Raw genomic sequence first — 22,055 nt, 5'->3', positions numbered from 1 at the left:
CTCTGGTCAGCTCTAAAGCTTATGCGTGGTTAATAAAATCCTTCTATGATGGATGTTGGAATATAATTCACCACATACTCTCTAAAAATAATTCTTATTTTATATCTCAATCAAGTGTCTGATTTATCTCGTAAGATAACTAATGTAAAGTCACTGTGCTGATAGTAAGAATATTACCGCTCTGTTTATTAGAAAAAGTATCTATATTGAAAGTCAAATGATCGTATTTACAGAACCCTCTCCAGATGGGAGATTATGATTCGTCTTTCTTCTAAACTCCTATCAAACAGGTACATCAGGTTTGGCATAGTTGATTCTATTAATGAAATAATAAAACTAGTAAGCATATTCTGCTTAAAATAGAACAGTATTCTAATGTTGATTATGCTTGTTATTATGTGTTCTTCTATTCTTAATAGAAATGCATTACTTCTTATGTAGTAAGAACTGAACTAAATCAGCATATTGCTGAACATAGGTAGCTATAGAGCTTGTATCAAATTCATCACTATTAATCATATATTTTCCATTTATAATCATTGTCGGTATTCCTTTAAGATGCATATCTCGTGCAACTTTGCCTTGCTGTGCACACAATGCGTCAATTACTGGGCTATTCCATGCAATATCATATTGCTTTGCTTGTATTCCAGTTGATTCAATAAACACTGTTTTTAAGGAAACTGGATCTACAATGTTCTTTTTAATAAGAACTCCTTCAAAAATAGGAAGAATTACTTTCTCTTCTAGACCCATCATCATCGCAATAGCCCATGCTCGAGTTATAGTATTACCCATCTCTCCACCAAGATTCGTAATATGATACTTAATCAGTTTGCTATGTAACGGAAAGTTGTTCTGGACAGTTTTATTAGACCGCCATTCTTTTTCAAACTCATAACAATGAGGGCAATAAAATGAAAAAAATTCCAGAACATTAGGCAGACCCATAACGGGCTGATCGAGACAGATATAATTTTGACTATGTGTTAATGGAGCAGCATAAGAATTACAAGTTAACATGGTAGCTAATAATAGTAATAGAATGTTTTTCATTTAATAATCTCTAGGTTAATAATTAAATTATTGAACTCATCATAAATCAGACAGGCAAATAAAAAATTATTCTTAATCACACCTTTATATTAAAGCGCTTAGTATACTTAACTAGCACAGTATTCTTACTGTCTGATGACTGTTTTTATGTATACCAAGTCAAATAGCAAGAGAAAACAGCTCTTAAAGAACTAGTTAATAAAAATGCACCGATGATAGAATGATGAAATGAATTAATAGCATCAAAAGTTCTAGTTAGACATCGATTATATATCATAGTTGTATTATTGCTATTGATACCTCTAGAAGTTGTAAGATCTAAAAATTCTATATGAGTAATACACGAGAATAAGCCAAACTACTATCGTAACGAATCATGCTGAATTAGAGCTACTCCAGTAGGATGTTAAGAATCGGTATTGATGATTTATCTCCATTCATGATAAATAATCATTATATAGATTTTTAGTACAATATCATTGTATTAAGCATGTATTGGCATTTAGAATATACATAATTAAACCAATAGATCATTTATAGTGAGGCACTGAACTTCCGTTAGGTTAATCAGTTACAAAAGTATTTTGTACGCCCTATTAAGCAAAACATATTCTTACAGATTTTTCCATGGCCAACGTTAAATTCTAGTTACTAAACCTTTGATATACACACCTGGTAATGTGCATTACCAATACCATGCAGTGTTATCAAAATTTTCACTCAATATTGATATCATATGCATTATAGACGAGTTGATTGTACCAAAGCTATCGTATCTTATTTCCTCTGCGTAATCCTTACTGAAGCGACACTGACATATCTATTGATATAGATTGTATGATTTTAAATTTTACCTGACTTGTGTGATGTTAGACATCTGATATAGAGTTTAGATATAAAACTACATCATACAAAGAAATACAAAGAAGAGCATAGATTATACACCTAAAGCTATTCTAGTAATAAGCGATCCTATGCATTCTATACTATTAAGCTGAATCAGAATCTAATTCAACCATATCTGTATCAATATGTATGAATATAGTGTATAGCTACTAAACTTACTTCCAGCGCATAAAAAGATCATTGTCTAGTTCAATGTCAAATTGATCTAATATACGATTGACTGTCTGATTGATAACATCCATTAAATTGTTGGGGCGGTGATAAAATGCTGCTACCGGAGGCATGATAATTGCGCCCATCTCAGCTGCCGCAGTCATCATGCGAAGATGCCCAAGATGCAAAGGGGTTTCACGAACACCTAAAACTAATCGACGCTTTTCTTTTAATACTACATCTGCGGCACGCGTCATTAATCCATCATGAGAGCTATAAACAATGCCAGATAAAGTTTTTATAGAGCATGGCAAAACTAACATACCAAGTGTTTTAAAAGAACCGGAAGAAATGCTCGCCGTGATATCACTTATATCATGTATGACATCAGCCATTTCCTGTATATCTCTGACCGAATAATCGCTCTCCAGCAGGAGAGTTTGAGATGCCGCTTGAGTTATTATGATATGCGTTTCAATATCACGAACCTTCTGTAAAACCTGTAAAGCTCGCACGCCATAAATTACTCCACTGGCTCCAGAAATTCCTAGAATAAGTCTTTTCATATCGTATTCTCCTATACAACATGATGAACAACATAAGGAATAAAATACTATTACACCTTATTAATCAACCCTATATTAGGTATATCTAGAAAATTATTTATTAATCGTAATATAACTTTTAAAAGAATGAAACACTTTGTCAAATTCAATCATTGAGTTAAATCGATTTTTATCTCAGAATACTTTTTGCAATATCTATTATCAATAGATCAATATGTCTTATACTGACGATTCTGCTGATTACAATCATTATTGTAATCAATAAATTTTAAGTGTATACTTTTTATGCAATATTAAAAAATAAAAATTTAGAAAAAATATATCTTTATTTCATAAAATGATTATATATGATTATATATCAGAAATTAATTGTAATAAATAACTGCCTGTAGTTTACCATCGTTTAATATAGCTAAAATATTTTGTAATTAAACTGTACCTGTCAAATAAGACTCTAATATCAGATAGATATTATCGTCTGAGAATATATATTCTACGGATAAAACATCAGATGGTATCTCATTATTGCTATCAGTTCAGTTTGCACTAAGATTATGATAAGAATCATCATTTCTATTACCTGCAGTACAGGCTTCATGCAATATCACGATTTCGTAAAGCTTAATTCATACGTTATCACTAACTTTAAAAAATGGAAAAACGTATAGCACTACTACCCTAAATTGATCATTATATCATTTTAGATCTCATTATATATTTCTAGACTCTCCATATCATTTTGACGCTGTAATGCTTTTGCGTCATCATTACGTAGTAATTGCAGATAATCAAGGTACGTCTTATCAATATCTTGAGTAACATACATACCATCAAATACAGAGCATTCAAATCGTTTAATCTCTAGATTATCTTCCCGAACAGCTTCAATGAGATCTGTTAAGTCTTGAAAAATTAATGCATCAGCACCAATTAACTGACGAATTTCTTCTAGATTTCTTCCATGAGCAATAAGCTCTTTTGCGTTTGGTATATCAATGCCATAAACATTTGGAAAGCGAATTTCCGGAGCTGCTGAAGCTAAGTAAACTTGATTTGCCCCTGCTTCACGTGCCATTCCAATGATTTGTTCTGAAGTGGTTCCACGAACGATTGAGTCATCTACCAGCAATACATTTTTACCAAAGAATTCTGCACGGTTAGCATTGAGTTTGCGCCTCACAGCACTACGACGCAAATGTTGCCCTGGCATAATAAAAGTACGACCGACATAACGATTTTTTACAAATCCTTGTCTATACGGCTTGTTCAGAATACGCGCCATCTCTAACGCTATATCACAAGATGTTTCAGGAATTGGGATCACTACATCAATATTATGGTCCTTCCATTCTCGGGCAATTTTAAGTCCCAGCTTCGTGCCCATGCGAACTCTAGCGCTATATACGGAAATCTTATCCAGAAATGAGTCTGGACGCGCAAAATACACATACTCAAATAGGCATGGATTGTGCTGTGGATTCTTAGAGCACTGTTGGCTAAATAGTTGACCGCTACCAGTGATGTACACTGCTTCCCCCGGTGCTACATCACGTAAAATTTTAAAACCCAGCATATCTAGCGCAACGCTTTCAGAAGCTACTATATGTTCCATGCGACCATCAGCTCTTTGACGCGCACCAATAACTAATAGACGAATCCCGTTGGGATCACGAAAAGCAACCAACCCGTGACCGATAATCATCGCAACACATGCATAAGCGCCGCGCACCTTCTGGTGCAGTCTAGAAACAGCTGAAAAAATATTTTCTGAAGAAAGTCGGTGCGCCTCAAAGCGATTAATTTCTTGCGCGAAAATATTAAGTAGAATTTCTGAATCCGAAGTGGTATTTACATGACGATGGCTATTTTCAAATAATTCTTTACGCAAAGTATGCGCATTTGTGATATTGCCATTATGCGCAAGGGTGATTCCATACGGAGAATTTACGTAAAAAGGCTGTGCCTCAGAAGCACTACAGCTACCAGCTGTAGGATAACGAACATGCCCAATACCCATATTACCTTGCATACGCCGCATATGACGAATATTAAATACAGCGCTTACCAATCCATTTGCTTTTCTCATATGAAAGCAGTTTAGGTCATCAAGAGTCACGATACCAGCAGCGTCTTGTCCACGATGTTGTAATACTGTTAATGCATCATAAATAGATTGGTTTACTGGCATAAAACCCGCCATCCCAACAATACCGCACATATTAATCGTTCCTCATAAGCTGAACAATAACACGCTTACCGTGGTATAGAAATTGATATGCCTTTTAGATAATTTAAAATCCAATGCATTAGACAAATACACTTCGGAGCAAGTTGAGATTTTTGCCAATCTGGAACTGCGTTACAATCAGTAAAGGTCTCTAAGAAAAAAAGTATTAATGAAGCAATGATCATGCCTCGTAATCCTCCAAAGCACATTCCAAGAACCTGATCCGTTCCTGTCAAACCGGTCTTTGAGACTAAGCATTCCATAAAAGAGCTCGCAATGGCTCCTATGGTTAGTGTACTAATAAATAAAGATGTTATAGCTACCCCATTGCGAAGAAGTATATTTTTTAATCCTGCAATAGTTAACCAATTCGACAAAACATTATAATAAGAATAAGCAATAAATAATGCCAGCCCCCAAATTACGAGAGATAATACTTCTTTAATTAAACCGCGTGTGAGACTCACTAAGATTGAACAAGCAATGATCGCTAATATAATATAATCTATCCAGATCATTACACGCTTCCGTTATTATTTTAATTTATGATATTTAATGTGTTTATACTAAAATTATACTTTTGATCTGTAAATATACTTTAATACAGTCAATCAGTATGCAATGCATGGTTAAATTATACAAGATAATGCTACAAAAGAATATCTATGCTATTAACCGTAAATACCTACGCATTAATACCTAATTAATTTGGAGGATGCTTAGTAGCATACCTTATATTACGTCAGATTATCTCTACTCTATTCAGAAAATGCTGTAAAAGTAAATCATGTCTAGCTTGATACGTCTGATTTTAAAAATGTTACTACACATCCTTTAATGACGCCTCATCGATCTTAACTATGACAGACTATGAAAGGAAATCGTAACAATATGGTTATATTTAATCTATATTACAGTCAGCATAGCTGTATGTATAAGTGGTGTATTAAAATGACGCTACTCTAGGCTTACCCTGCATGAATGACACGCGCTCACCATAAAACTTTAGTGGAATATTATCATCCTGCTCCCTATCTACTTGATAAAACTGAAGAGAAACGAGTGCTGAAACGCTGATCATAAAACTTGAATGGGGTATTATGATAATTGTTTTTCCAATATCACTAAGCGCTGTTCTAGAGCAGAGAGTTTTTCTTTCATGAGCAATAGAGCTTGAACTTGAGCATCAAACTCTGTACGGCTAACTAAATCCAGTTGCATTAATTGTGATTGAAGAATCTGACGGATTTTTTTTTCCATGTCATACCCGACGTCTCTTACACTTATCGGCATTGCGCTATGAACCTGACGAGCTAGACTTTCAATTTTTTTTAAATCAATCATTGTAGTTTACCTAATAAGCTCTAAGGATAGGTTATCTAATATACTTAGTTCTACTAGAAAGAACAGTCAGTACTATAGATAAAGTGTACATTTTTACAATATATCCTACAGATAGGAACATTTTTTGAACGCATGCATTATATCCTGATATAATGCTTATTAAAAATCACATGCTATAAAAAATATTCAATCTTGCCATAAGATTGATGATATCGCTGCGTTATGCAAAAAACACTTCTTATAATCCATATGCAGATCATCCGTAGTAGATCACGATGCAATATCAGATTCTCTCTGGATGCTGAACACTAATCATTATTCCTAGAATATAATACATAGTTAATATATTGTAGAATAATAATCTACAATATATTATGATTACAACGAGAACATGTAATATAAAATAAAGTAAAATGATTTACCGATACTATTTTACCGATACTATATATAATATATTCATATTTCTTGCTATAACTGCTGTGATCTGCATTACGTCTATTGCGTATACTGTAATCCGTAATGTTGTTGTATCTATTTAAATATATCTACGATACATATAGCAGCTTCATGCACCGAGTAATAGTGGATTAATTAAAAAAGTGCTTATCTATAGCGATAGAATACACGCACTACTAAATCTTAATATGCTATAACCTAAGAATTATCGCATGAATTCAGATATATCACTTTGCGTACCATAATGTTATGCATCCTTAACTGTCAAATCTGTATTTTTATTACAGACTGTCGTAGTCAGTAAGATACGATTGTATCACCATCGTTACTGATCGTATGATCTATCCAGTGGATGCATCTGTGATATCATGCTCAATATTGCACTAATATGAATAACTATATGTAATAATCATTACAATAAATTTCAATCATATAATGCAACAGAGTATTATTCTGCAATAATATAGCATTTTGATTGAATCAAAATAGCGCGTTTATTGTGCCAACCAATCTACGATTTGTTTTTGAATACCGATCCAATCTAACTGATAATCAATACGAATTTCATCTTGAGTTCCTTGAGGAATAAACTCATCCGGCAAACCAATATTCAAAACTGGCATTAATTTACGCTTAGCCATAAAAAGTTCATTAATACCACTACCAGCACCACCTTTAATAGCGCCTTCTTCAATGGTAACCACTGCGTGATAATGCTCTAATAAACCCAACACTAAAGACTCATCTAAAGGTTTTACAAAACGCATATCAATCAGTGTACTATTAATTTTTTCTGCTACTATTTCTGCTTGTTGAAGAAGAGGTCCAAAATTTAAGATCGCTAGTTTTTCTCCTTTTCTCTTTATGACACCTCTTCCGATAGGCAAAACTGATAGCGGCTGAAGAGGTACCCCAATACCATGACCACGCGGATAACGCACAGCACTGGGTCCTCCTTGATGATGGTAGCCGGTATATAACATCTGACGACATTCATTTTCATCGCTAGGTGTCATAATAATAATGTTAGGAATGCAGCGTAAAAAAGAGATATCAAATGCCCCTTGATGAGTTTGTCCGTCAGCACCTACTACTCCTCCGCGATCAATCGCAAATAATACTGACAATTTTTGAAGCGCAACATCATGAATAACTTGATCATAAGCTCTTTGTAAAAAAGTAGAATAGATTGCCACTACAGGACGATAGCCCCCGATCGCCAAACCAGCAGCAAAAGTCACTGCATGTTGTTCAGCAATTGCTACATCAAAATATTGCTTCGGATACTCACGTGAAAAATTAAGCATACCAGAACCCTCACGCATAGCTGGTGTCACTGCCATGAGTTTATCATCAGTTTCTGCGATCTCACTTAACCATTTACCAAAAATTTCTGAGTAGCTAGGAGGTTCTCCAGTATTTTGAGGTAATACACCGATATCTGGATCGAATCTAGGTACAGAATGCCAACTAATCGGATCCTCTTCTGCTGGAGCGTAGCCTTTACCCTTTTTTGTTATCACATGTAAAAACTGTGGGCCTTGTAATGTACGCATATTGCGTAATATAAGAACTAACGCCCGCACATCATGCCCATCTACCGGCCCGATATAATGAAACCCAAATTCTTCAAATAATACACCCGACGCTGGCATAGGTTTGCAGATCTTGTCAGTGCGCTTAAAAATCTCCTTTAAAGATTGCAGCCCATTTAGGATGTGCTTGCTAGTTTTATGGAGACAGGCACAAGTTTGACTGGGTAAAATTTGACTCAAGCGATTATTTAACGCCCCTACATTCTTAGAAATGGACATTTCATTATCATTTAAGACAACTAACACATTAGCCTTGATATCTCCCGCATGGTTCATTGCTTCAAATGCCATACCGGCAGTAATTGCGCCATCACCGATCACACAAACAGTTTGACGACCCTTAGCCTCTTTAGCAGCTGCAACAGCCATACCTAGTCCAGCGCTAATTGAGGTAGAGGAATGACCAACACTCAAAACATCAAAGTCACTTTCTTCGCGCCATGGAAACGGATGTAATCCATTTTTCTGGCGAATAGTACCGATCTGGTCACGACGTCCTGTTAAAATTTTATGTGGATACGCCTGATGTCCGACATCCCACACCAAATGATCAAATGGTGTATTATAGACATAATGCAAGGCCACAGTGAGTTCGACAACACCTAATCCAGAAGCAAAGTGACCACTAGAACAACTTACACTGGAAAGCAAGTACTGCCGTAGTTCATCGCAAAGCAATGGCAGACTCTCTTTGGGTCGCAAACGTAATTCTTGTACTGTACTCACCCAGGCAAGAGTAGGATACTTTTTCGGTTCAAAACTCATCAGCATCTCATATAATGTTATTTATCGCGTTGAATGATAAAACTTACCAGAGCTCGTAGCATAGTTGTATTATATTTCTGGTTAGAAAAAATTTCTAATACACTTAAAGATTTGTTATAAAGATCCCTTATTTTTATTCGAGAGTTATCTAGTCCAATCAGTTCAGGATAAGTGATTTTTTCCGCATACCTATCAGATCTAGTTTGTTTTAGTAGATTCTTATTATCATTAGCAATATCCAAAATATCGTCTTGAACCTGAAACGCTAACCCAATAGCATCAGAGAATTGGTCAAGATCTGGAATAGATTCCACACCAACATCCCCAGCCGTTAACGCACCTAGACGCACTGCTAATCGTATTAATGCTCCTGTCTTATGTTGGTGGATGCTCTCCAGTTTCTCGATAGTGGTCTTCTGCCTTTCCGAGATTAAATCTAGCATCTGACCACCACACATCCCTGTTACACCGCTAGCATGCGCTAACTCAGAAAGCATAGCGATACGCTTCTCGAGCATAACGCCAGGCATTATAGAATTAATCAGTATAGAGAAAGAAAGTGTCTGTAAAGCGTCTCCGGCTAGGATAGCGGTATCTTCTCCAAATTGACAATGACAAGTAGCTTGATCACGACGTACGCTTGCATTATCTATTGCAGGCAAATCATCATGAATAAGAGAATACGCATGCATGCATTCAATGGCTGCTGCCGGAGCATCAAGAGCTGCATCTTTTGCATGTAGCATATTACCTGTTGCATATACCAGTAAAGGACGTAAACGTTTTCCACCTAGCAATACACTATACTCCATAGCTTGAACTAGAGGAGTGCTTTTTAAAGGCAACTCCGAAACATAGTTCTTGAGCACTATGTTTATACGATTGTAATAACTATTTAGTAACACATGAAAACTCATTACTTTTTCCATTCTTACAAAAGAGTGAGATTGTATTTTTTCTATAACTATTATACCTTCGAGTTATTTTATATCCATCGCTATATGTATTATAATACCAATATGCTTCATAATTTCGTACTCTAATTTATCTGTAGAAAATATAGTACAATACAACAGAAGATTATATAATCTATGCAATAAATCAGCCAAGCATTATTTTGTAGACCTTGCCGCTGCTATATGAGGAAATAATCGATCTATAATATATCACATGATCTAGATATGATCGTCAACGCTAATAATCACTATTGGTCTTTCTTAGAGAAAAAGCATGAATAAACCCGCATTTATCATCACTATTGATACTGAAGGTGATAATCTTTGGAATAACTGTAATAACATTACAACAAAAAACACTTATTTTTTACCACGCTTTCAGGAGTTGTGCGAAACATATCAATTGAAAACAACTTGGTTGACTAATTATGAAATGATTATCGATCCTGCATATATTGAATTTGCTAAAAACATTATTGCTAATAAAAGTGGTGAAATCGGTATGCATTTACACGCCTACAATAGTCCTCCAATATATAACTTAACCGGGGACGATTTACGTTACAAGCCCTATTTAATTGAGTATCCTAAGAAAAGTATGAAGGAGAAAATTATTTACTTAACGAGCTTATTAGAGGATACGCTACAAGTCAAAATGCATGCCCATAGAGCAGGTCGGTGGGCGTTTAACACATTTTACGCTCAGTTATTAATTGAACAAGGTTATCAGGTAGACTGCTCAGTGACCCCTAGAATCAACTGGGCGCGCTCCATTGGAGATCCAAAAGGTTCTGGTGGCGTTAATTATCAGAATTTTCCTGATCAGGCGTATTTTATTGACGAGCAAGATATTGCGAAACCAGGAAGCTCAACACTACTTGAAGTACCGGTCACCACTCAATACAAACATGGTGTATGCATTAATCAGATACAAAAAGTTTTACATAGACTAGATGGTAAACAACATTATCCTACCGTGAGCTGGTTCAGACCACAAAAAGACAATGCAAGACAAATCGTAAAGTTAGTAAAAAAAACTTTAGCTAGCGGTAAAGATTATGTCGAGTTTATGCTGCATTCTTCTGAATTAATGCCAGGAGGGAGCCCAACTTTTAAAACTAAAAATGAAATTGAGAGGTTGTATCATGACTTAGAACAATTATTTGAGTATCTACACAAACGCACAATTAGCATGCAATTATCAGAATATTATGCAAAAAAACTTCTTACTCATCACAGGACTCTAGAATGATGCAACTACCCTCTTTCCATACTAATTGAGAACTAGGTGTTATATTTTCATACATTTTATATACTTGACATTAAGAAGAGATCCATGATATTAAATGGAATGTTTTAATTGATAGAAAGATTATTACACGTCTTACACATAGTAAAAATCGCGTGTGGATTGCTTATCAGATAAATATTGTAAAACTTAAAATAAAGAAGCCGATAATATGCTTTTTATAAAATAGATCATTGTAAATGATACTATATCATAGCCGATTGCTATTCATTAATATTGCTAGCAATTCGTAAGAAAAACTTACTATATTATAAAATCTCTCTCTATAATTTACGCCATAATTTATAACAATTAATCAGCCCATTAGTGGAACTATCATGATGATAGGCATTTTTTGCACAAGATATATCAAAAAGAATACGATTTGCCGCTTGTTTGCCTATCTCGACACCCCATTGATCAAAGCTAAAAATATTAAGAATAGCACCTTGTGTAAAAATTTTATGCTCATAAAGAGCCATTAGTGAACCGAGAGTATACGGAGTGATATAACGCAAAAAAATAGAATTAGTTGGGCGATTCCCTTTCAATACTTTATAAGTAATCGATTTTTGATATACAACGGTATCTTTCTGCTGATGATCATATGCTTTTTCTATTTCTTCACGTGTTTTACCAAAAGCTAGTACCTCAGTTTGAGCAAAAAAATTAGATATTAACTTCTCATGGTGGTTACTTAACATATGACGAGATACTGCAGATGCAATAAAGTCGCATGGTATTAACTTAGTGCCTTGATGTAGTAACTGATAAAAAGAATGTTGCCCATTTATACCTACTTCTCCCCAAATAATTGGGCTGGTCTGATAAGATATCACTCTTCCATTACGATCGATATTCTTCCCATTAGACTCCATGTTGCATTGTTGGACATAAGAGACAAAACGATGCATAGAATGGTCGTATGGTAAAATTGCTTCTGTTTCAGAATGAAAAAAATTACTGTACCATATGCTAATCAAAGCTAGCAGTATTGGCAAGTTCTTTGCTAGTGGAGCCTCATAAAAATGACGATCCATAGCATATGCTCCACTGAGTAGTTTTTCAAAATTTTCAAAACCAATAGCAAGCGCAATAGATAAGCCAATAGATGACCAAACCGAATAACGCCCTCCAACCCAATTCCAGAGCTCAAAAATATTATCGCTGTTAATTCCAAAATCACTTGCTGCTTTTCGGTTACTAGATAACGCAATAAAATGCTTAGATATGTCTACTTGTGTTCCTGAGGTTAAAAACCATGTACGCGCGCTGCATGCATTTGTTATGGTTTCTTGAGTCGTAAATGTTTTTGATGCAATCAAAAATAGTGTGGTATGCGGAGTTAAAAATCTTAATATTTCAGAAATATGCCCGCCATCAATATTAGAAACAAAATGCATCCTAAGATGATTTTTATATGGTTTTAGCGCTTCTGTAACCATGTATGGACCAAGGTCTGAGCCACCAATGCCAATATTGACCACGTCAGTGATAGCTTTCCCAGTAAAACCCCTCCATTGCCCACAAATTACTTCTTTAGAGAACAGCTTCATTTTTTGTAATACCGCATGAACCTGGGGCATAACATCCTGTCCATCTATCATAATTGGAATATTTACACGATTACGCAGAGCAATATGCAGCACTGCACGATCTTCAGTGCAATTAATTTTTTTACTAGAAAACATAGATCTAATGGCACTATGTAAATTAGTTTCTCTTGCTAGCTCCTGTAGCTTCTCAAGTGTCTCGCTAGTCATAATGTTTTTAGAAAAATCTACAAGCATCTGGTTTTGAAAAATTATAGAAAAATTAGCAAATCGTTGCGCATCATTAGCAAACAGGTCTCTAATTTTTACGTTTTTCATTTTTTTAAAATGATCCTGTAAGGCCCGCCAAGCAGCAGTATCTGTTGGATTAACATTTTGCATAAAACTTACTCTTATTAAAAATACTAGAAAGATTGATAATCTATAGCTTGGCAACACTCTACAGTTACGCCACTGATAGCTATCAGTGGCGTAACTGTAGAGATATTCTTATGATTTAACTATGTAATTACGCAGCACTAGGGCAGATAAAAGACTGAACAATAAAAACTTATTCAATATAACCACCAATTAGAGATAACCTAAAATAAACTATAAAATATCTTATTAAAAATACTCAGGCTGTAGCTGATGTTATAGTAAACAAGTTTATTGCACTAACGACATTAGTAAAGTATTTACTTATATATTATAGTAATTATAGTATAAAATTCATAGTATAAAATTGCATGCATAATAACCAATAATCTCTAATAGCTTATTGTAAGCTGAGTATGTATAAGAACAGTATTCAAGTCTATATGGATAAAGTTATAGCGTATTGTATTAAAGTTTTATTGCACTGAATATCGTAAAATTTTAATAAATAGTTTCTGTTTGATCCTATGTGACTCGTTTGACTCTATGCAACTAGAGGAAATATTACTGATGTATTATAGATAGCTAAAATATTATGTAATCATTCACCTATGCATCTATACTGACATTATCAAATATTAACCATCCCATGACATTTTAAAAAACTAGCGGTCGCTATACAATCAAAAGCAAAGTTAACCCTAAGGAATAATCTACGATAGATATCTCAAGAAAAATAGGCATTATAATATAATTATACTCTTTAGAAAAGAGGGTTATTATAGGTAACCAGAAGGTTATTCAATTAATACTATTACACTTGTTTGATCAAGGTTTAAGCAAAAACAGTCAAGGACGCAAAAATGCTAAAAGATCAATCAGGAGTCCTGCTAGTCAATACTGGAACACCTGAGGCTCCTTCTAAAACAGCTATAAAACAGTATCTCAAGCAGTTTTTGAGTGATCCAAGAGTTATTGATGCACCACGGTGGTTATGGTGGCCCCTGTTAAATCTAGTGATACTGCCTATTCGCTCTCGACGTTTAGTTAAATCATACACCTCGGTATGGATGAATCAAGGATCTCCTTTAATGGTGTATAGTCAAGGGCAATGCTGTGAATTATCTAAAAAACTAGATGTTCCTGTAGTGTTTGGTATGAATTATGGAAGCCCCAACATAAAGAGCGCTGTGGATATACTAATAAAACAAGGAGTTAATCGACTAATTGTTCTTCCCCTGTTTCCTCAGTTTTCTTGCGCAACTGTAGCGGTGGTATGGGATGGAATACATAAAGTCTTTTCGCGTTATCGAAGTATACCATCAGTCTATTTTATACGTGACTATGCGCAGAATCCAACTTATATTGCTGCATTAGCAGATTCTGTCAGTTATGCATTTAAAAAATATGGTCAACCGGATTTGTTGATTGTCTCGTTTCATGGTATTCCACAGCGTTTTGTCAATGAAGGTGATGACTATCCCCAGCGCTGCTATGCAACTTTTCAATTATTGATAGAGGCCTTAGGTATGACTCTAGATACAGCAATGCTAACGTTTCAGTCACGCTTTGGATATGAGCCTTGGCTTATGCCATACACTCAAAACACCTTAAAAACTTTACCAGATAAAGGTATAAAACGCGTTCATATCATAAGCCCTGGGTTTGCATCTGATTGCCTTGAAACGCTAGAGGAAATGAATATACAAAATAGAGAGGTCTTTCTTCGTGCGGGTGGCACTCATTTTGAGTATATTCCCGCACTTAATGTTGATGAAGCACACATTAATATGATGAAAGACCTAGTCACTCCGTTCTGTTAATGGGTTATGCATAGTTATGTGCTATGCAATCCTTAAGAGCACAATTGGTATATATTTTATATACTATGAGTGATTATCCCTGAACTATAAGGCTATATAAATTTAGCGTTCTTAGGTTTTGATTAAGTGTCATGTATTTTATAAAATCAAGACTAGTTCTATTATCTAGTTTGATTGAGGATCGCTATTGATTTCTATAGTGAATATCAATAACTTCATTAACTATTATTAATAATAGAAGATAATATTATGAATAATAGAAGATAACCCTATAGATCTTCATATATTTTAAGAAAATCCGGGGCATTCTGTGGGGTATACACAACATGACAACATGAACATGACATGCACAACACCATCCTTAATATCAATACAATACCTATACTCTATGCTGCTGGTTTATACGATAAAATTACCAACAAATTAATCAGATAGTAGCCTATTACAGATTTAAACTAAAATTATTGACCTTTTATGATGAGATAATTTTAGTATATTGCGATAATTATCACACAACACACACGAATTCAGAAGCCTAATGATGCATGATTTCCAGTCAAGATCTTCTCGTTATCAAGATTTAATAATGAACTCGTGAAAAATAGATAGTATCATTATATCTTACACAATTAAGAGTAATGTATTCTTGTATTTTTAATAAAATTTATTGATATTTTCACATCAATACCAATGCTTGAAATTTAATGTTGCAATTGTTCATATCAACATATAATCCTTAGTATTATCTGTATACCGTAAAATCAATGTTTTTATATTAAATAACAAAAACACTGAAAAGATTCCAGTGTACGAATCTTAAAGATTTTTGTATTTTTTTGTTTTATACATTAAAAAGAAAATGCATGATATCACCGTCTTGTACGATATATTCTTTGCCTTCTGATCGTACTTTTCCAGCTTCTTTTGCTCCTTTTTCACCATTAAAAGTTATAAAATCATCAAAAGAAATAGTTTGTGCGCGGATAAAACCTCTTTGAAAATCACTATGAATTTTACCGGCCGCCTCTGAAGCTATTGTTCCAATAGAAATGGTCCATGCCCTCACTTCTTGTGTACCTGCTGTAAAGTAAGTTTGCAAATGTAAGAGATCGTACCCAGCTTGAATTATACGCTGCAAACTAGTGCTTTGCATGCCTAGTGCGCTCATCAATTCCTCACGTGTAACATTTTCTAGCTTCGATAGCTCTGATTCTATTAATGCACAAACTGTTACTACTTCTATTCCTTCTATAGAAGCAAGATTATACAATTGGTCAAGATAGGTTTTATTTTTATAACTATCTTCATGCACGTTGGCTACATATATACTGGGTTTTAATGTTAGAAAATTTAAATCACGAATTAAATACTGATCTTGAGTACTTAGATTGAGAGTGGAAAGCATAGAAAAATTTTCTAAATGTGCTAGACACTGTTCGTAGATTCCTCGCTCAATTTTAAAATCACCATCTTTATAAGATCCTTGTTTTTTTATAATGCGCTGCAGAGCACGCTCACAGGTGTCTAAGTCAGATAAAATTAATTCGCTCTGAACAGTGCTAATATCATCCACAGGATTTACTGTATTATTGACATGTATAATATTATCATCTTCAAAACAGCGAACCACGTGGATAATAGCTTCAGTTTCGCGAATATGGGTTAAAAATTGGCTGCCTAATCCCTCACCTTTAGAAGCGCCTTTAACAAGACCTGCGATATCTACAAACTCTACAGTAGCAGGGACAACCCTCTGAGGCTGTACAATTTTTGCTAGTTTCTCTAAACGCATATCACTTATCGCCAAAATCTTGCTATGAGGCTTAATAGTACAAAATGGGAAATTTTCAGCTTGAACATTTGCACCAGTTAATGCATTAAATAAAGTAGATTTTCCAATATTTGGCATCCCAATAATTCCACATTTTAAACCCATCGCTACACCTTATATAACATCCTAATTAATAATGAGGATTTCGGCTTCTTCGCCTGATCAACCTAAAAACCACCTAGGTTAGCAAATTTCAGCTGAAATAATTAGAATAAAATTCTATTCATAGTTTTTACTGATACAGTAAATCATTTAATTTAAAGTGCTGTCTACGACTTTTCTTAACAGAGGTCAACAAAACTAACATGCATAACACTTAACTGAAAACACTAAAAATATGTTTTATATTAAAAATATAATTTTTTTTAAAAAACATACTTAATTTATTCAAAAAAAACCTTTTGCCTAGATGTTATCAAGAGTATTTTTGATTAAATCTTTATCATGCATACAGCGCGCATGCTACTCTAGATTTACCATTGACACAAAGCAATTAAAATTATAACAATCTTTTTTAGTAATCGCATTTTTCATTCATATATGGCATAGAATAGTTTTTTTGTAAAAAGGATAGGTACTATGCTGTTCTTCAGATTTGCTATTATTGATTTGCTATTATTAATGCAAGTATCATATATGCTTGTATATATGCCTCGACAATTTTTCGGTATATCTAGACCTCATCGCTTACATAATAATCTGTATGTAAGTTGAATATGCAAGTTGAATTGAAGACCAAATGTCTTATACAAAATAAAATTAAAGCAGTCTAATCACAAGCAAAAATGTATATACTACAGTTCATAAAAAACTTATAAAAATAAATTTTTACATAAAGGGTTAGCTTATCAAGATTCTACTCTGAGTTACTGTATTACACTTGGTAGACACTATCCATTAAAATCAAACTTTTGATTATGATACTCTGTAGAAAAAGTAACTAATCAAACAGCTAGAGACAACATATGTACATTTAGTGCAGATTAAAATCCAGAATTGTACTCTCTATACATACAAGATCAATAACGTTTGAGCGAAGATTTTCTGCTCTAAATCAGACGCTCATTGCTATATATTACGGAGGTAGTACAAACAGATCCAATCTAGTTGTCTCTCTGAATACTTCATATATTAATTAGTTTATCTACACTTAATAATTTGATACAATATATTAATTAATTTTAATGCCTAAAATGATTGTTCAGTTTACTCGTAATTAATATCATTTTTATAAACTCATGGTATGTTCTATAACTAAAAGAGAGCAGACTTAATCGGATTAAGATCTGATATCACTATCAGTACTTGCAGTATTAACTGTATAAATCAATTCTATCTAAATAAATATAATGCATGTCAATAAATGTAATGAATGCAGCTATAAATTCTCTTACAGGTTGTTTGATAACATTTTTTTATGTGTATGAATGGACATGATCATACCAAAACCAGCCATGAGGACTATTAACGCCGATCCGCCATAACTAATAATTGGCAAAGGCACCCCGACAACTGGCAACAGGCCACTTACCATGCCGATGTTGACAAAAACGTAAATAAAAAAAACTAATATGACTCCACCTGCCATGACCCTACCAAAAGTGTTCTGTGCATGAGCTGCGATTAATAATCCACGTATAATAAGTAGTATATAAAGCATAAGAAGAAGTACAACCCCTACTAATCCTAGCTCTTCAGCTAAAACAGAAAAAATAAAATCTGTATGTCTCTCAGGAAGAAATGCCAGCTGAGATTGAGTCCCATGCAGCCAGCCTTTACCTGGGATACCACCAGAGCCAATAGCAATTTTTGACTGAATAATGTGATAACCTGATCCCAGTGGATCGCTTGTAGGAGAAAATAACATCCTCATACGATTACGCTGATAATCATGCATGAAGTAGAGCCATAATATAGGCGTCAATGCGGCAATAGTTGATATTACTGTTATGATCAAGGTCCAGCTTATACCGGATAAAAATAATACAAAGAGACCGGAAACCGCAATCAGTATTGATGTACCCAGATCGGGCTGCACGGCAACTAGTAGAGTCGGAATTAATATTAGTATTAATGCGATTATAGTATTACCTATGCTTGGTGGATACGTATCGCGATTCATACACCGAGCCACCATTAAAGGCACAGAGATTTTAGCGATCTCTGATGGCTGAAAACGTATAAACCCAAGATCTAACCAGCGTTGTGCCCCTTTGCTAATGTGTCCAGATATGTCAACTAGAACAAGCAAAATCATAGAAATCGTATACAGATAAGGAGCCCATGTCTCATAAATACGCGGTGAAATCTGCGCCATAAATATCATAACACCGATACCCATACCAATCTGAATTACTTTATGTGCCATCATATCTACATTCTGTCCGCTAGCACTCCACATTACTAATAGACTTATAGCTAACAATATACTAATAATCACAAACAAGCATGGATCTATATGAAGACGACCCCAGATACGTGCACCCTCGTGTCTGATCATTATCGATTAGCGCTCCTCACGAGCAAGATAACAAAATGGTACGGTAGAGGTATTATAATAATGATGCATAGAAATCATGTAATAGTCTAAAATTTGACGTGTAATTTTTCCAACTGATATACCATCCCGTGCATTCTCAAGGATGACAGCAACTGCAATACGTGGATGATCGTACGGCGCATACGCAATCATTGCCTTATGATCACGAAGATTTTCACTAAGTGTATTAGCGTTATAGACTTCTGAATTTTTTAAACTAAAGACCTGTGCTGTACCTGATTTAGCAGCAATTTTATATGGTGCGTCTGCAAAATTTTTTCTAGCAGTACCATTAAAATGATTAGCTACACCATACATTCCCTTTTGCGCTATCTCCCAATATTTTCTGTTGACCTTACAAATAGGTGTAGCATTCAACTCATGCCATGGCACCTTATGATCTCCTTGTACCGTATAAAGCAAAAAATGTGGCGTTTTAATACTACCGTTATTAATGAGAACCATAAGGGCCTTATTCATCTGCACTGGAGTGGCAGTCCAGTAACCTTGTCCAATACCAACTGGAATCGTATCTCCCTGATACCAATGGCTTTTAAAGCGCTTTATTTTCCATTGACGAGTGGGCATAATACCAGAATTTTCTCCTACTAAGTCAATCCCAGTAAGACACCCATAACCAAACTGCTTCATCCATTTGCTTAAACGATTAATACCTATATCATATGCAATTTGATAAAAAAATGTGTCAGAAGACTCTTCCAGTGCCTTCATAATATCTAGATCGCCATGGCCAGATCGTTTCCAGTCGCGAAAACGTTTAGTCGACTTGGGTAATTGCCACCACCCGGGATCAAATAATATGGTATGATTTGTAATGACTCCGGCTGTTAATGCAGCAACAGCGATATATGGTTTTACTGTTGAAGCTGGTGGATAAGTGCCTTGAATAGCACGGTTAATAAATGGGCGATTAGTATTATTTAGTAACAGCGTGTACTGGTCTTGCGAAATGCCTCCTACAAAAAGATTTGGGTTATAACTGGGCATAGAAACCATTGCCAATACTTCTCCACTACGAGGGTCAGTGACAACAACAGCGGCACGACTACCCTTCAAGAGGGTCGCAATATATTGTTGTAGTTTCAGATCGATACTCAAGTAAACATCTCCACCGGCCTGAGGTGCCCTTTTATTAAGTTGACGAATGACTCGTCCACGGTTGTTCACCTCAACTTCTGCATATCCAGTGCTACCATGTAATATATTTTCATAATAACGCTCGATACCTAATTTACCAATATTTGGGGTCTCTGCATAATCAGACCATCTACCATTGTTCTCCAGACGCTGTATATCTTGATGATTAATTTTTGACACATATCCCAGCACATGAGTAAGAGCTGATCCGTAAGGATATAATCGCTTTTGATAGCCTTCTATGAGCACCCCTCTAAATCGATACTGATTCACTGAAAACCTGGCAATTTGAACATCGCTTAAACTAGTTTTTAACACTACAGCGGTAAAGCGATTCGCACGTTCTCTTTCTTTTTGAAAAGCGCGTAGTTCTTCAGTTGTGAGATTAACAATAGGCGTGAGTTGCTGCAAAATCAATGATAAATTTTTAATTTTTTCTGGTATAATTTTTAACTGATATATAGTTCTATTTAATGCTAGTAGCGTACCATTTCTGTCACAAATAAGGCCTCTTCTAGGCACGATTGGCACTAATTTAATACGGTTCGCATTAGAACGTGCACTATAATCTTTATGATAGATAATCTGTAGGAAATAAAGATTAATGAGTAATATTGTTGAAAGTAGTAAAATACCTAGAAAAGCAATATATTCACGATGAACAAAGATTTTTTTTTCAGCGGTATAATCACGGAAGAAGTTATATTTTAATTTCATTCGACGCTTCAACGCTTACCATCAAATCAGTTAATATAATCAATATGTTTATATTATAATAAACATTATTCATCGGCATACTCCGTACAATATAATCTCTTGCACCTATATACTAAAGACTCAACGCATTTTTGTGGAGTGTTAAAAATAGCTAGCTCTTAGCTATTTGCATTCTACTATGTCTTTGAGATATTCTATAGCACTAGCCATGCAGCCAATATATAGTCGAATACACTGAAAATATAGTCATATGAAATTATTCATAGAGGTACCAATAAAATAAAAATACTGTACGCAGTAATCCTTGTTAGCTGATTTTAGTAGCATCAAGCCATCTTGTATGCATGTATGCTTCTATCTCTTGGTATTACTAGAGATATTCTATAATTTGATAGCGGTAAGCTATAAACTCTGGCATCTTTTTCTAACACGGACATTACCGCTTATACATACTTTGATATATATTAAGGTATTAAAGATATTCTGTGTCTAGAGCAATAATACTTGAGACTCATAACACATGATTTTGTATCATACTTACTCAATATACGCTCAACATAAGTATTATGCTCTTTATTTCTAGCAACTATTTAAATATTATAATAGAGTTACCTAATCTTATAGATAATTATATCTATAATCGTCTCTTAGTGATATTTATCATCATTATATTATTCATTTTCATATACTAGAAAAACAGAATGTCAAGATATCTGTATTTAGTTGAATCTTGAATTATCATTAATATTAGGCACATTTATTAGT

13 protein-coding genes and 1 pseudogene are annotated in these 22,055 nt (G+C 34.5%); 2 read left to right on the top strand and 12 right to left on the bottom strand.

Annotated features, from left to right (window positions below; genetic code table 11):
• Nucleotides 1–426: 426 nt before the first annotated feature.
• The 8 genes and pseudogenes from CIPSTX3056_RS01205 to ispA form a co-directional block, all read right to left on the bottom strand.
• A complete protein-coding gene (locus CIPSTX3056_RS01205) occupies nt 427–1,056 on the bottom strand; it encodes a DsbA family protein (protein WP_072666146.1) in 630 nt (209 codons plus the stop codon).
• A gap of 1,061 nt (nt 1,057–2,117) precedes the next feature.
• Nucleotides 2,118–2,681 (bottom strand): UbiX family flavin prenyltransferase, encoded by a 564-nt coding sequence (locus CIPSTX3056_RS01200; protein ID WP_072666145.1) that lies wholly within the window; start codon nt 2,679–2,681, stop codon nt 2,118–2,120.
• A gap of 700 nt (nt 2,682–3,381) precedes the next feature.
• Nucleotides 3,382–4,899, bottom strand: a complete 1,518-nt coding sequence (purF, locus tag CIPSTX3056_RS01195) for an amidophosphoribosyltransferase (RefSeq protein ID WP_072666144.1) — start codon at nt 4,897–4,899, stop codon at nt 3,382–3,384.
• 35 nt (nt 4,900–4,934) lie between these two features.
• Entirely contained in the window at nt 4,935–5,426 is a 492-nt protein-coding gene (locus CIPSTX3056_RS01190) for a CvpA family protein (RefSeq protein ID WP_072666143.1), read from the bottom strand.
• Nucleotides 5,427–5,854: 428 nt separating this feature from the next.
• The gene (locus tag CIPSTX3056_RS03460; protein ID WP_269456849.1) at nt 5,855–5,989 is read right to left on the bottom strand and encodes a hypothetical protein; all 135 of its coding nucleotides are present in this window, start codon (nt 5,987–5,989) and stop codon (nt 5,855–5,857) included.
• A gap of 26 nt (nt 5,990–6,015) precedes the next feature.
• Nucleotides 6,016–6,252 (bottom strand): annotated as a pseudogene (locus tag CIPSTX3056_RS01185) (accessory factor UbiK family protein); the annotation flags it as partial.
• Nucleotides 6,253–7,202: 950 nt separating this feature from the next.
• The gene (gene dxs / locus CIPSTX3056_RS01180) at nt 7,203–9,068 is read right to left on the bottom strand and encodes a 1-deoxy-D-xylulose-5-phosphate synthase (RefSeq protein ID WP_072666141.1); all 1,866 of its coding nucleotides are present in this window, start codon (nt 9,066–9,068) and stop codon (nt 7,203–7,205) included.
• Nucleotides 9,069–9,085: 17 nt separating this feature from the next.
• Complete coding sequence (ispA, locus tag CIPSTX3056_RS01175) at nt 9,086–9,985, bottom strand: (2E,6E)-farnesyl diphosphate synthase (RefSeq protein WP_072666140.1); 900 nt, start codon at nt 9,983–9,985, stop codon at nt 9,086–9,088.
• Between the two features lie 313 nt (nt 9,986–10,298).
• Here ispA and CIPSTX3056_RS01170 point away from each other — a divergent pair, with 313 nt between their 5' ends.
• Nucleotides 10,299–11,276 (top strand): polysaccharide deacetylase family protein, encoded by a 978-nt coding sequence (locus tag CIPSTX3056_RS01170; protein ID WP_072666139.1) that lies wholly within the window; start codon nt 10,299–10,301, stop codon nt 11,274–11,276.
• 320 nt (nt 11,277–11,596) lie between these two features.
• Here CIPSTX3056_RS01170 and pgi read toward each other — a convergent pair whose 3' ends face one another.
• Complete coding sequence (gene pgi / locus CIPSTX3056_RS01165; protein WP_072666138.1) at nt 11,597–13,246, bottom strand: glucose-6-phosphate isomerase; 1,650 nt, start codon at nt 13,244–13,246, stop codon at nt 11,597–11,599.
• An 839-nt stretch (nt 13,247–14,085) separates the two neighbouring features.
• Between pgi and hemH the strand changes: the two genes are divergently transcribed.
• On the top strand, nt 14,086–15,045 hold the full coding sequence (hemH, locus tag CIPSTX3056_RS01160; protein ID WP_072666137.1) for a ferrochelatase: 960 nt from the start codon (nt 14,086–14,088) through the stop codon (nt 15,043–15,045).
• Between the two features lie 841 nt (nt 15,046–15,886).
• On the opposite strand, the gene ychF is transcribed toward hemH, so the two are convergent.
• The 3 genes from ychF to mrdA all read right to left on the bottom strand — a co-directional run bounded on the left by ychF (nt 15,887) and on the right by mrdA (nt 21,290).
• On the bottom strand, nt 15,887–16,981 hold the full coding sequence (ychF, locus tag CIPSTX3056_RS01155; RefSeq protein ID WP_072666136.1) for a redox-regulated ATPase YchF: 1,095 nt from the start codon (nt 16,979–16,981) through the stop codon (nt 15,887–15,889).
• Between the two features lie 1,285 nt (nt 16,982–18,266).
• A complete protein-coding gene (gene mrdB / locus CIPSTX3056_RS01150) occupies nt 18,267–19,376 on the bottom strand; it encodes a peptidoglycan glycosyltransferase MrdB (RefSeq protein ID WP_072666135.1) in 1,110 nt (369 codons plus the stop codon).
• Nucleotides 19,377–19,382: 6 nt separating this feature from the next.
• A complete protein-coding gene (gene mrdA, locus CIPSTX3056_RS01145; RefSeq protein WP_072666134.1) occupies nt 19,383–21,290 on the bottom strand; it encodes a peptidoglycan DD-transpeptidase MrdA in 1,908 nt (635 codons plus the stop codon).
• Nucleotides 21,291–22,055 lie beyond the last annotated feature (765 nt).

The organism is Candidatus Erwinia haradaeae, from assembly GCF_900698965.1.
Lineage (GTDB): Bacteria > Pseudomonadota > Gammaproteobacteria > Enterobacterales > Enterobacteriaceae > Erwinia_E > Erwinia_E haradaeae_A.
This window is presented reverse-complemented; position numbering and strand designations above follow the sequence as displayed.